Source organism: Methylococcus sp. ANG, assembly GCF_040730495.1.
In the GTDB taxonomy this organism is placed as follows: Bacteria; Pseudomonadota; Gammaproteobacteria; order Methylococcales; family Methylococcaceae; genus Methylococcus.
In genome coordinates this window covers 1,104,730-1,117,768 of sequence record NZ_CP160399.1, presented here as the reverse complement: position 1 = coordinate 1,117,768, position 13,039 = coordinate 1,104,730, and the positions used below count along the sequence as shown (strand labels likewise).

The following is a 13,039-nucleotide window of genomic DNA, read 5'->3' as shown; positions in this document are numbered from 1 at the left end:
ATGCGGCCCCAGCGCTGCCGAGGCGGCGAGGAGAGCATTCCGGATCCGGGAGAAGGACGTATTCGATGAACACCCATATCGTTTGGCATCAATCCACCGTGGTCCGCGGCCAGCGCGAACGGCAGAACGGCCACAAGAGCTTCATCCTCTGGTTCACCGGGCTGTCCGGCGCCGGCAAATCAACCCTGGCTCACCGGGTCGAGCAGCTTCTGTTCGAGCAGGGCTGCAAGACTTATGTCTTCGACGGTGACAACGTCCGCCACGGCTTGTGCTCGGATCTGGGGTTCAGCGCCGAGGACAGGTGCGAGAACATCCGCCGCATCGGCGAAATGAGCAAGCTGTTCGTCGATGCCGGCGTGATCGCCCTGACCGCCTTCATCTCGCCCTTCCGCCGCGACCGCGACCTGGTCCGGGCGCTGGTCGAACCCGGCGACTTCGTCGAAATCTTCTGCGATACACCGCTCGAAGTCTGCGAGCAGCGCGACGTCAAGGGGCTGTACCGCAAGGCCAGGAGCGGTGAGATTCCGGAGTTCACCGGGATTTCGTCACCCTACGAAGCGCCGTTGCAGCCGGAGATCACGGTGCGGACGGGCGAGCACGGCCTGGACGACTGCGCCGGGCAAATCCTCGAATATCTCGAGACGAACGGAAAGATCAATCTGAAAACGACAAGGTAGGACATCATGGCAAAAGTCATCAGAAAAGCCGTTTTCCCGGTCGCGGGGCTGGGGACCCGCTTTCTGCCCGCCACCAAGGCCAGCCCGAAGGAAATGCTGCCGGTGGTGGACAAGCCGTTGATCCAATACGCGGTCGAAGAAGCCGTGGCGGCCGGCATCGACGAGATGGTCTTCATCACCGGCCGCAGCAAGAATGCGATCATGGACCATTTCGACAAGGCCTATGAGCTCGAGACCGAACTGGCGGCGCGCAACAAGGACGACATCCTGAACATCGTCCGGAACATCATCCCGCCGCACGTCACCTGCATCTACATCCGCCAAGCCGAAGCATTGGGCCTGGGGCATGCCGTCGCCTGCGCCAAGGCGGTCATCGGCAACCAGCCGTTCGCGGTGCTGCTCGCCGACGATCTGATCGACGGCGACAACCACGGCGGCTGCTTGTCACAGATGGTCAGGGTGTTCGACAAATGGCAATGCTCGGTGCTGGGCATCGAGCGCATCGATCCCAGCGAAACCCACAGCTACGGCATCGTGAAGACCAGTCCGATCGAGGCCGGGCTGGACAAGGTCGAAGCGATCGTGGAAAAGCCGAGGCCCGAGAACGCGCCGTCGAACCAGGCCGTGGTGGGGCGCTACATCCTCACGCCGGCGATCTTCGACAAGCTGGCCAATGTCTCGCGCGGCGCGGGCGGCGAAATCCAGCTCACCGACGCCATCGCCATGCTGCTGAACGAACAGACGGTGCTGGCCTACGAATTCAACGGCAAGCGCTACGACTGCGGATCGAAGCTCGGCTATCTCATCGCCACGGTGGAGCAGGGCCTGCAGCATGCCGAGTTGCGGGCAGGCTTCGAGGCCTATCTGCGGAGCCTGCAGCTCTAAAGACGCGAGGCAGGGCATTGCCGGGGAAGGCCCCGGCAATGCCTCTCGTTCATTTGGACAGGGTGGCCGCCAGGCGTTCCATCGCCTTTTCCAGATTGGCCATGCTGGTGGCGATGGACAGGCGGATGTGGCCCGGTGCGCCGAAGGCAGAGCCCGGTACCACGGCCACGCCGCCCTGTTCGATCAGGTATTCGGACAGCGCCAGGTCGTCCGCCAGATTCAGGCTTGCCATCGCCGCTTCGACATTCGGCAGCACATAGAACGTGCCGTGGGTTTTCAGGCAGTCGACGCCGGGAATGGCGTTCAGCCTGCCGATCACGAAGTCGTGCCTTTCCTTGAACGCCTTGACCATGGCGGCGATGAAGCCCTGCTCGCCGTTGAGCGCGGTTTCGGCCGCGACCTGCGAGATCGAGGTGGGATTGGACGTGCTCTGCGACTGGATGTTGGTCATGGCTTCGATCAGCCGCTCGGGTCCCGCCGCGTAGCCGATGCGCCAGCCGGTCATCGAGTAGGCTTTGGATACGCCGTTCAGCACCACGGTCCGGTCGTAGAGCTCCGGGCAGACGTTAAGGATGTTGCTGAATTCGCCTTCCCAGAGGATATGCTCGTACATGTCGTCGGTGGCGATGACGACCTCGGGGAACCGCCGCAGCACTTCGCCGAGGCCAGCCAGCTCGTCCGCGGTGTAGGCCATGCCGGTGGGGTTGGACGGACTGTTGATCACGAACAGCCGGGTCCTGGCCGTCAGCGAGGCTTCCAGTTGCGCCGGGGTGATCTTGAATGCCTGATCTTGCCCCGCCTCGACGATCACCGGGACGGCGCCGGCCAGCAGCACCATGTCCGGATAGGACACCCAGTAAGGCGCCGGGATGACGACCTCGTCGCCGGGGTTGAGCAGGGCCTGGGCCAGATTGTAGAAACTCTGCTTGCCGCCGCAGGACACCAGAATCTGCTTGAGCGCGTAATCCAGCCCGTTTTCGCGTTTGAATTTCGCCTGGATCGCCTGTTTGAGGCCGGGCGTTCCATCGACCGCCGTATATTTGGTGAAGCCCTTTTCGATGGCCTGGATGGCCGCCTGCTTGATATGGTCCGGCGTGTCGAAATCCGGTTCGCCGGCGCCCAGTCCGACGATGTCCTTGCCGGCGGCGCGCATCGCCGCGGCGCGGGCGGTGACGGCGAGGGTCGGGGACGGCTTGATGGACTGGACGCGGTCGGAAAGTTGTATGCTCATCAGTTTCGCGAATTGGCTGGAAAAATCGAGGCGTTATGTTACCGGTTAGCCGGCTTTCCTTGAACTCTCCACGGGCCGAAAATTTGTCATTACCGATAGGGTGTCGGTTCCCGCCGCGCCGGGTTCGGATATCCTTGAAAACTCTCCTTTCAGTGACTTTCCTCCCGGAGGTTTGAATACGCCATGTTGCCTGGAAGCGGTCATTGCCTCGCCCAGCCGGCCGAGGAAAGCTCGAAACTGCCGCGCGGACAGAAATCGAAACCGTTCACGCTGCGGAGCGGATATGCGCCGTCCGGCGATCAGCCGGAGGCCATCCGGCGCCTGGTCGAGGGGTTGAACGACGGCGAGCTGCACCAGACCCTGCTCGGCGTGACCGGCTCGGGCAAGACTTTCACCATCGCCAACGTGATTTCCCAGGTTCAGCGCCCGACCCTGATTCTGGCGCCCAACAAGACGCTGGCGGCGCAGCTTTACGGCGAGATGAAGGAATTCTTCCCCGAGAATTCGGTGGAATACTTCGTTTCCTATTACGACTATTACCAGCCGGAGGCCTATGTGCCCGCCTCCGACACCTACATCGAAAAGGACTCCTCGCTGAACGAGCACATCGAGCAGATGCGGCTGTCGGCGACCAAGGCGCTGATCGAGCGGCACGACACCATCATCGTCGCCACGGTGTCCTCGATCTACGGTCTGGGCGAGCCGGCTTCGTATTTCGAGATGGTGCTGCACCTGGTGCGCGGCGACATGATCGACCAGCGCAGCCTGATCCGGCGGCTGGCCGAGCTCCAGTACACCCGCAACGAAGCCGAGCTGCGGCGCGGCACCTACCGGGTCCGGGGCGACGTGATCGACATCTACCCGGCCGAGTCGGAGCGGGAGGCGCTGCGGGTCGAGCTGTTCGACGACGAGATCGAGCGGCTCTCGCTGTTCGATCCGCTGACCGGGGAAATCCTCTCCCGCATCGCCCGCTACACCGTCTATCCCAAGACCCATTACGTCACGCCGCGGGAAAAGCTGCTGCAGGCGGTGGAAGAGATCAAGGTGGAACTGAAAGACCGGCTCGAGCATCTCCGCAGCCAGCACAAGCTGGTGGAAGCCCAGCGCCTGGAGCAGCGGACCCTGTTCGACATCGAGATCATCCTGGAAGTCGGCTATTGCTCGGGCATCGAAAACTACTCGCGTTTCCTGTCGGGCCGGGCGCCGGGAGAACCGCCGCCGACCCTGTTCGATTACTTGCCGGACGATGCACTGGTCGTCATCGACGAAAGCCATGTCACCATCCCGCAACTGGGCGCGATGTACCGGGGCGACCGATCCCGCAAGGAAACGCTGGTGGAGTACGGCTTCCGCCTGCCTTCGGCGCTCGACAACCGGCCGTTGAAATTCGAGGAATTCGAGCTGCGGGCGCCGCAGCGCATCTACGTGTCCGCGACGCCGGGCCCCTATGAGCGCGCCCACGCCGGCGCGGCGGTGGAGCAGGTCGTGCGCCCCACCGGCCTGGTCGATCCGGAAGTCGAGGTCCGGCCGGCGTCGACCCAGGTCGACGATCTGCTGTCGGAGATCCGGCTCCGGGTACAAAAGGGCGAGCGCGTGCTGGTGACCACGCTGACCAAGCGCATGGCCGAGGACCTCACCGAATACCTGATGGAACACGACGTCGCCGTGCGCTACCTGCATTCCGACGTGGACACGGTGGAGCGGGTGGAGATCATCCGCGATCTCCGGCTCGGCAAATTCGACGTGCTGGTGGGCATCAACCTGCTGCGCGAAGGTCTCGACATTCCGGAGGTGTCGCTGGTGGCCATCCTCGACGCCGACAAGGAAGGGTTCCTGCGCTCGGTGGTGTCGCTGATCCAGACCATCGGCCGGGCCGCCCGCAACCTGCACGGCAAGGCGATCCTGTATGCCGACAAGGTGACGCAGTCGATGCAGCAGGCCATCGGCGAGACCGAGCGCCGCCGTGCCAAACAGATCGCCTACAATGAAAGGCATGGCCTGACCCCCAGGGGCATCACCAAGTCCGTGACGGACATCCTGGAGGTGCCCATTCCGGGCGGCGGCGCCGTGGGGTCGCGAAAGCAGGCGGCCCGCGCCGCCGAACCCGGCTCCGAGTACAAGGTGGCCAAGCCGGCGGAAGCGGCCTGGCTCATCAAGCAGCTCGAAGAGAAAATGTACGCACATGCCCGCGACCTGGAGTTCGAGGAAGCGGCCAGGCTGCGCGACGAGATTCAGCGGATCCGGGAGAGTGCGCTGATGGCGTGATGGTTGTTACGCCTCCGTTCATCCGGGACGCGGAATCGCCGACCGGGAAACGGCCGGGATCGGAACCGAACGGGAAGACGGCATAACGCATCGTCGTCCGGAACTCGACAGCGAAACCGACCCACGCGTTCGACGCCGAGAGCCGCGAGCAGGTCGCCACACTCACCTGGACGCCCAAGGCCGAAGATGCGGGCAAGACCTATGACCTGGGCTTCCAGGCGGTCCCCTGGATCATACGGGCCACGAGTGCGAGTCCTCCGATCCGCGGTGGACCAACGTGACCGTGCAGGCAATCCCCATCGACGTGCCCGCTGTCGATTCGATCCGGGCGCTGGTCATCCAGAAGGCGCAATGGCTGGCCGATCAGGGCGAACTCATCCTGTCGGGACGCATCAAGTTCGACGGACAGTTGAGCAAGTCCGAACGCGAAGCGCTGGTTGCCGATCCCATCACGCTGGCGGATGGTGCGACGGACGCAGCGATCGCCGAGGTGTTCGCCGACGTGCGCGGCCAATGGCTGGCGAAGGTCCCCTTGGCCGACGGGGCGGTACCCTGCACGGTGGAAGTCCAGGGCCAGACGGCGGTCCGTTCGGTGAAGCGAGTCCCGCAGTGCAAATAGCGGTCGCTGGCGATAATCGGGGTTGAATCGCCTTGTCGGCCCACCCCGGCGCCGGGGTGGGCCGTTCCAGCTTCCGCATGCCGGCACTCAAGACGCTTCGGGTGTTGCCGCAAAGCCTCCTTGGGAACTTCCCGAACCCGGGTATCTGTGCGACCTTAACGAGTATGCCCAAAGCAAGTCTGCTGAAAAAATTCTTCCGTTTCGTGTTCGTGGGCGGTCTGGCCACCGCTTTGCAATATGCGATGCTCGTCGCGCTGGTCAGCCTCTGGCAGTGGCAGGTGACCTTCGCCTCTTCGCTGGGTTTCACGGCGAGTGCCCTTGTAAACTACTGGCTGAATTACAAACTGACGTTCAGGGCCAAGAACAGCCACCGAGTCGCGGCGCTCCGGTTTTCCGTCACGGCCGGCATGGGGTTGCTGTTGAACGGAGCCATCGTTCACCTCGGAATCACTTATACGCCTTTCCCTTATCTCTGGTCCCAGATTGCGGCGACCGTCGCCGTACTGTTCTGGAATTTCGTCGGCAGCCTCAAGTGGACGTATGCGCCGCCGGTCCGAAAATCCGCCTGACATGACAAAATGGATTCGCTATGCGCACACTCGGTATCGTCGTGCCCTGCTTCAATGAAGAAGAAGCGTTGCCTGAAACCGCAAGACGGCTGGCCGTCCTGCTGGAGGACCTCCAAGACAAAGGAAAAATCGGCCCGGATTCGCGGGTGTATTTCGTCGATGACGGCAGCCGGGATGCAAGCTGGCAGACCATTCGCGGCCTGGCGGAGACCTATGGTTTCGTGCGGGGGATGAAGCTGTCCCGAAACCAGGGGCATCAAAGCGCGCTGCTCGCCGGCTTGATGCATGCGAGAGGGGATTGCCTCATAAGCATCGACGCCGATCTGCAGGACGATCTGGCCGCCATCGAGTCCATGCTCGACGCCCACGCCGCCGGGGCCGACATCGTCTACGGGGTTCGCAAGAGCCGGAAGTCGGATTCGTTATTCAAGCGCTGGGCCGCCGAATGGTATTACCGAATCCTGGCGCTGATGGGGGTGGAGGTGGTGTTCAATCACGCCGACTATCGCTTGATGAGCCGGCGCGCCATCGATGCCCTCAGGGAGTTCGGCGAGGTCAATCTGTTCCTGCGCGGGATCATACCGAAGCTCGGATTCAACACCGCGACCGTCTATTACGATCGGGCGGAGCGCATCGCCGGGGAGTCCAAATATCCTTTGCGGAAAATGCTGGGTCTCGCCCTTCAGGGCGTCACGTCGTTTTCGGTATTTCCGCTGCGAGTCATTACCTTCCTGGGCTTTCTCATTTCCGCCGTCAGCTTCCTGGTGGTTTGCTGGGTGCTGTGGGTCCGGTTCGTCGCCGGCGAGGCCGTGCCCGGCTGGTCGTCGATCCTGTTGCCGATGAGCCTGCTTGGCGGCATTCAACTGCTGAGCCTCGGCGTCATCGGCGAATACCTCGGCAAGATCTACCTGGAAACCAAGCGCAGGCCTCGCTATTTCATCCAGGAGGTCGTCGCGCGCGACGACCAGGAACCGGTCGGCTGACCCTGTCCTTTTAGTTTTTCCATCCCGGAACCAAAAAGTATACGGCGTCGGCAAAACCCTGCGGAACGTGTATGGCGGTGTTGTCGGGATAGAACACGACGAACCACAGAAATGCCGCCGCCAGGATGAGTTTCGCCGTGATTCGGTCGGTTTTGTCCCGGGCGGCCAGATTGCCGCCGAGCCAGCGGGCGAGAATGATGCACAGTATCGGCACCGCCGGCGCATAGTGATAGAAAAACATGATCCTGGGCGAAATGGTCCACGGCAGCCAGAGCATGAAATAGACCAGAATCATGAACGCCACGGGCCAGCTCCGGTACCATTCCTTCTTGAGGATCGCGGCGGCAACGGCGTAAAGCCCGCCATAGAAAATCACCGAGTTTCCCAGGTTGTAAATGTTGGCGATTTTTCCGGGCACCGAATAATCGACGTACATCCATACCGGACGGAGATTGAGGATCCACTGCCAGGGCTGCGAATGGGCGGCATGGGTGGCTTTCAGTCCGGTATGGTAGAACCACATCTGGCGGAACAGTTCGAGGAATTCCGGCCAGCGGTAGCCCAGAGCGAAATACTGCAGGTAGGACGACAGATAGATCGCGATGGGCAGGAGGCCCAGCGCGACGGGCATGTTGAGGCAGGCCGCCAGGGGAGGGAGGCGCCGGTCACGGATCGCCGTTACACCCAGATCGACGGCCAGGACCAGGAATACGTAGAGCGTGGTCCATTTGGTCGCGAGCGCAAGGCCAAGTGCCGTTCCGGTGAAATACAGCCAGCGGATCGAGGTTTCGTTGCCTTTCCAGCGGACGTAGCCGATCAAGGCCGTCAGCATGAAAAAGATGAAGTAAATATCGTTCATCGCGATGCGGGACTGGCTGAGGAGGAGGCCGTCGAGGCTCATCAGCGCAGCGGTCAGGACGGCGACGGGAAGGGAGCCGAACAGCTCGAAAGCCAGCGCGGCGGCGGCAATGGTGGCGAAGGTGCCGAAAATGACCGAGCCGACGCGCCAGCCGAAGGCGTCCTCGCCGAAAACCGACATCATTCCGGCCATGATCAGCTTGGACAAGGGCGGGTGCGTCCATTCATACGCCTTGCCCGGCGGCGGTTTCGCCCAGGGGTCGTAGGCGCTCCGGTCGCCGTGCAGGACGACGGTCGCGGTGAATCCGTGGTATACCTCGTCGAAATAAAAGTCCCGCGGGTATTCGAGGCGGGCGATTTTCGTGAAAAATCCGAACAGGAGGATGGCGGCGAACAAGGTGAGAATCTTTTTGTCCGCCAGGAAGCTGCCGAAAAAACCGGTGTCCTTGTTTACTTGACCCAATGAAGTGGAATTCCCTGCGAATGCGGTCGTCATTGCGCTGCTGTTCATCGATGGTGGTTGTCTGGGGTTATGGGTGCGGCGGGATCAGAGATCCCAGCGGTACCCCACGTTGACATAATAGAGTTGTTTCCGATGATAACCGCATGATTACAAAGAAATTTTTAGATTCCAAAGGCCAGCGCCAAGCCCGAAAAAGCTATCTATGAATAGACTGAGTCGGTTTCTAATGCGATGCATCAAGCAATGAAAGGTCTTCATTCCTCCAATGGAGTGTTCGACGGAGATGCGAGTTCGCGCTTGCTTTTTGTTCTCGCGCCTTTGTTGATCTGCCAACGCGGGATGAGGATTGTTCTTGGAGGCTCTGGGTTTCTTATGAGGCAGGTGAATTCTGGCTTTATTCCCATAATCGGAAGCGGCCCCCAAGAACCCCAAATCCAACCAGACATCGGCACCGTCAAACCATGATAAGGCAGGATCGAACCATCGCTTCATCAGCGCATAATCATGAACACTGCCGGCCACGATACTTCCAACGAACAAAATTTGCCGTGCCAGGGTCGAAATGACTAGGGTTTTAACCGTATGGCGTTTTTTTTACCGCTATAGTGGGCTTTCTGCTGATCGTCATCCTGCGGCCTGACGCAACTGCATTCCACCCCGTCAATGATGATATCTCCATGTTTTTCAATCAGCTTCATCATCTCTCCCGGGGTCGTCAGCTCCCGCTCGGGCAGCAGATCAAGTTTCGCCAGGCTGCGCCGTAACACGGGCAGAAGTTGCGCCACATGGCGATGCGCGTGTCCCGAGCTGAAGCCAAAATGAAAGCCCAGGACATCGAAGGTACAGTAGGTCTTGAGGTAATGCAAAATGAAGAACAGCTTCTTATCTATCCGATCGAGATAGCCCACATGGCCACCTTTGGGTACCCGTTTTATTTCGCCTTGCTGAACGCGTTCTTGCTGAATCTCCGCATGAGCCTCCTCAAAGATAGGGCAAAGCTTGGCGAATTGCGCCTTACTCATTCCGATCAGGGCTCTGACGGTACGCTCACTGGTTTCTTCCATGAACTTTTCAAAAATCATTGGCTGACATCATTCGATTGTTGTTAATTGTTTTATACCACAACAAATCCATTTATTTCAACGGAAGCAACTCTAATACCTTTTGGTATCGCGTTCGTTGAGCACCACGGGTTTGGTCATATATTCGACCCCGCCCTCCAGTTCGAAATAAAGGCCGTCGACCGCGCGGTGGTCGAAGCGCGTGCCGGGACGAACCCGGACAGGATATCGTCGATCTGTTGCGTCATGTTCCGATTCCCGATCAACCAGAATGAACCGGCTCATACGACCCTTTCCTACTACTCATTCAGTAAAAGCTTATTTTACCGATCGACGGGCTGAAAGTCCGACAGACTCCTAGAGGCGGGTGATGCGTGCGCAAGCGGTCGGGCGGACGCCGCCGGCCTTGTCCGCTCGTCATGCGCAAGGCCGCGGACGGCGCCGTTTTTCGGGGAATCGCCACCGAACCGTCACGGGAACGTCACACCAACATAACTTTCATTCCCTAGGCTCCCGTCGCTGGAAGGGTGCCCGATGCAATGCGCGTGTCGGCATCCGTGTCTGAATTTCCCGATTCGGTGGAGCATGAAAAATCTCGAAGACCGGCCCAGGCCGGCGCAATGCGGCGTTCTGCTGCTCTTGGCCTTGGTGGCCGGATGTGCGAGCCAGCCTGCGAACGACGCATCGCGCGCTGCGGCATCCGCTCCGCAAGCCGTTCCGGCCGCCGAGCTGCGGCTGTCCGAGTTCTTCAAGCTGCCCGTAGGACCGCGGGGACTCGAGCCTACGGACAAGCTCCGCGGGCTCGCGGGCAAGCGGGTTCGCGTCCAAGGCTACCTCGTCAAGGAGGAAGAGCCTTTTCCGGGCCTCGTCATGCTGACGCCTGTCCCCGTCACCCTGGCCGAATTGGCGGATGGTCCGGCCGATTATCTGCCGCCGGCCACGCTGTTCGCGCACGCCGACGGCGAGAACGCGAACAAGATACTGGCTTACCGTCCCGGCGCCTGGACGTTGACGGGGACGCTGGAACTGGGCAGCCGCGAGGAGCGGAACGGGCGCGTTTCTTACGCGCGCCTGAATCTTGACGGCGCCGGCTCGATCAAGGCACCCGGCAACACGGTGCCGGTCTTCCTGGAGCCGGGCGCCGTGGAGCATGCCCATCACCACTGAAGGGCGCGTGCTTGGCTCGAGAGCAGCGGGGCCTGAACGGAATCGGGCTCCGGCGTGTGTGCAGCAAAGACCCTGAAAAACCTCCCTTACTACCGGAGTTCCCCCAATGAGACTTGGTAAATCCTTGAGCCGTATATCGTTGACCGCTCTCGCGGTAGCCTCGGCGATTTCCGCCAACGCCTACGCAGCCCCCGCGATATCGCGTCTTACGCCGCCCAGTGAATTGTTCAGGACGGGCAGCGTCGACCCTGTCGTTTCGCGCTTCATCGTCGGGCAGAAATTCGACCTGCAGGCCACCGTCCGTCCCGACGCCGGCCAGACCATCACCTCGGTCGTATTCAAGGTCGACGGCAAGACCGTGGCCACGGTGACGCCCTCCGCCGGTGGCAAGACCAGCATGGTTCCAGCCACTGCCATCACCGCGACGAGCCCGAACGCCGTGGCCGCCTCGGTACGCGGCTACTCGAATTTCAAGGCCGGTATCCGCACGCTGACCGTGACCGCCACCCAAAGCGACAAGCAGACGGTGACCGCCACCGGGAATTTCGAAATCGTCCCCATCACGTGGGGCGGTGTGAAGGTCAAGAACGTCATCATCATGCTCGGCGATGGCATGGGCTCGGGCCACCGCACCGCGGCCCGCATCATGCAGTACGGCGTGGCGCAGGGTAAGGTCAAGGGCAAGCTGGCGATGGACACCTTTCCGGTCACTGCCAATATCATGACCCCATCCCTCAATTCCATCGTGACCGACTCGGCCCCCGGCATGCAGAACTACGTGACCGGCAACAAGGCCAACAACAATCAGGAAGGCGTCTTCCCGGACGACACCACGGCGAATTTCGACAACCCGCGGGTCGAATACCTGTCCGAGTTCCTGGCCCGCGCCCAGGGCAAGAAACTGGGCATCGTCACCACGGCGGACGTATTCGACGCCACGCCGGCGTCCATGGCGGTCCACACCCAGAACCGTGGGGCCGGCACCGGCATCGTCGATCAGTTCTTCGACGACAGGGCGAACACCGGCCTGACCGTGCTGATGGGGGGCGGCCGCAAGTGGTTCCTGCCCAATCCGACCGCCTGCAACGGCGGCGAAGCCGGCTGCGGCGACGCGGGCGGTGTGGCGAGCTTCAACGGCTCCGCCCGCAGCAACAGCAGCGATTACGAACTGCCCGCCGACATCGTCGCCGGCTGGGGTTCGGCGCCGGGGGCCCTGGATGCGGGCCGCGATCTGATTGGCGACTTCCAGGCCGCCGGCTGGAACTATGCGTACGACACCGGGAGCCTCAGTGCCGCGGGCGCGAATCAGCCGCTGCTGGGCCTGTTCTCGCTGTCCAACATGAACGTGGCCCTCGACAAGCTGGGCAAGCGTCGCGGCACTTCCACCGTGGTGGATGACTACGGCTTCCCGGATCAGCCGATGCTGGAAGAAATGACCGAAAAGGCGCTGCAAGTGCTCGACGCCAACAGCCCGAAGGGCTTCGTGCTGATGGTGGAGGCGGCGTCTATCGACAAACAGGCCCATAACATGGACACCGAGCGCTTCATTCTCGATACGATCGAGTTCGACAAAGCCATCGGCGTGGCCAAGGAGTACGCCCGGACCCATCCCGGCACCCTGGTTCTGGTCACCGCCGACCACGAGTGCGCCGGGGTGGCGGTCATCGGCGGCTCGCGCGTCACCGACGATGAACTGCAGACCCGGATTGCGACGGGTGGGGGGGCTGCCCAGGTCCGGAACGGAGTCGTCGGCACTTACGAGGCGGCGGGTTTTCCGCACTATCCCATTTCCGGAACCGACGGCTACCCCAGCGACACCGATCCGGACAAGAAGATGCTGATCGGCTACGCGGCCAACGCCGACCGTTACGAGGACTGGCGCACGAATGCGCAGCCGTTGCGCGACAGCCAGCAGCCGGGCAATGGCGTGGCTCCCTTGAGTGCCTATCCGGGGAGCCCGATGGAGCGCGATACCGCCGGCAATTTCCTGGTCACCGGGCAGATTCCGGATGCCGTTGCGGCCCACACCGGCAACGACATCCCGCTTTCGGCCTGCGGCCGCGGCGCAGCGTTGATGGGCGGCACCATGGACAATACCGACGTGTTCTTCCAATTGGCGCAGGCCACGGTGGGCGGCGTCGGTCCCGGTTCCGCAGCGGCGACCAACTGCAAATAGCCGGGACAGGGGCTTAAGCCCACGGATGCCGGGGGACGGGTTCCCCCGGGGCCGTTTCAAAACGAGCCGGCGGTCCGTACCGGCG

Annotated in this window: 13 protein-coding genes; 8 read left to right on the top strand and 5 right to left on the bottom strand. The window is 61.8% G+C overall.

The window, feature by feature from the left end:
• Positions 1–65: 65 nt before the first annotated feature.
• The gene (gene cysC / locus ABZN20_RS05165; protein WP_218806653.1) at positions 66–677 is read left to right on the top strand and encodes an adenylyl-sulfate kinase; all 612 of its coding nucleotides are present in this window, start codon (positions 66–68) and stop codon (positions 675–677) included.
• A gap of 6 nt (positions 678–683) precedes the next feature.
• Complete coding sequence (gene galU / locus ABZN20_RS05160) at positions 684–1,562, top strand: UTP--glucose-1-phosphate uridylyltransferase GalU (protein ID WP_367026977.1); 879 nt, start codon at positions 684–686, stop codon at positions 1,560–1,562.
• Between the two features lie 49 nt (positions 1,563–1,611).
• Here galU and ABZN20_RS05155 read toward each other — a convergent pair whose 3' ends face one another.
• Positions 1,612–2,793, bottom strand: a complete 1,182-nt coding sequence (locus ABZN20_RS05155) for a pyridoxal phosphate-dependent aminotransferase (RefSeq protein ID WP_218806655.1) — start codon at positions 2,791–2,793, stop codon at positions 1,612–1,614.
• 183 nt (positions 2,794–2,976) lie between these two features.
• Here ABZN20_RS05155 and uvrB point away from each other — a divergent pair, with 183 nt between their 5' ends.
• The 4 genes from uvrB (at position 2,977) to ABZN20_RS05135 (ending at position 7,229) form a co-directional block, all read left to right on the top strand.
• Entirely contained in the window at positions 2,977–5,058 is a 2,082-nt protein-coding gene (gene uvrB, locus ABZN20_RS05150; RefSeq protein WP_367026976.1) for an excinuclease ABC subunit UvrB, read from the top strand.
• A gap of 277 nt (positions 5,059–5,335) precedes the next feature.
• Positions 5,336–5,677, top strand: coding sequence for a hypothetical protein (locus tag ABZN20_RS05145; RefSeq protein WP_367026975.1), 342 nt, complete (start codon positions 5,336–5,338; stop codon positions 5,675–5,677).
• Between the two features lie 77 nt (positions 5,678–5,754).
• On the top strand, positions 5,755–6,246 hold the full coding sequence (locus tag ABZN20_RS05140; protein WP_367026974.1) for a GtrA family protein: 492 nt from the start codon (positions 5,755–5,757) through the stop codon (positions 6,244–6,246).
• A gap of 20 nt (positions 6,247–6,266) precedes the next feature.
• Complete coding sequence (locus ABZN20_RS05135; protein ID WP_367026973.1) at positions 6,267–7,229, top strand: glycosyltransferase family 2 protein; 963 nt, start codon at positions 6,267–6,269, stop codon at positions 7,227–7,229.
• Between the two features lie 10 nt (positions 7,230–7,239).
• Here ABZN20_RS05135 and ABZN20_RS05130 read toward each other — a convergent pair whose 3' ends face one another.
• From ABZN20_RS05130 to ABZN20_RS05115, 4 genes are all read right to left on the bottom strand, one after another.
• On the bottom strand, positions 7,240–8,583 hold the full coding sequence (locus ABZN20_RS05130) for a phospholipid carrier-dependent glycosyltransferase (protein ID WP_367026972.1): 1,344 nt from the start codon (positions 8,581–8,583) through the stop codon (positions 7,240–7,242).
• A gap of 114 nt (positions 8,584–8,697) precedes the next feature.
• Positions 8,698–9,090: a transposase family protein gene (locus ABZN20_RS05125; RefSeq protein WP_367025614.1), complete on the bottom strand. Its 393-nt coding sequence runs from the start codon at positions 9,088–9,090 to the stop codon at positions 8,698–8,700.
• A gap of 26 nt (positions 9,091–9,116) precedes the next feature.
• Positions 9,117–9,632 carry a helix-turn-helix domain-containing protein gene (locus tag ABZN20_RS05120; RefSeq protein ID WP_367025613.1) on the bottom strand — a complete coding sequence of 172 codons (516 nt, stop codon included), beginning with the start codon at positions 9,630–9,632 and terminating at the stop codon, positions 9,117–9,119.
• A 72-nt stretch (positions 9,633–9,704) separates the two neighbouring features.
• Positions 9,705–9,896, bottom strand: a complete 192-nt coding sequence (locus tag ABZN20_RS05115; protein WP_367026971.1) for a hypothetical protein — start codon at positions 9,894–9,896, stop codon at positions 9,705–9,707.
• 300 nt (positions 9,897–10,196) lie between these two features.
• Here ABZN20_RS05115 and ABZN20_RS05110 point away from each other — a divergent pair, with 300 nt between their 5' ends.
• Positions 10,197–10,778 (top strand): hypothetical protein, encoded by a 582-nt coding sequence (locus ABZN20_RS05110; RefSeq protein ID WP_367026970.1) that lies wholly within the window; start codon positions 10,197–10,199, stop codon positions 10,776–10,778.
• A 124-nt stretch (positions 10,779–10,902) separates the two neighbouring features.
• Positions 10,903–12,954 (top strand): alkaline phosphatase, encoded by a 2,052-nt coding sequence (locus tag ABZN20_RS05105; RefSeq protein ID WP_255556418.1) that lies wholly within the window; start codon positions 10,903–10,905, stop codon positions 12,952–12,954.
• Positions 12,955–13,039: the final 85 nt, after the last annotated feature.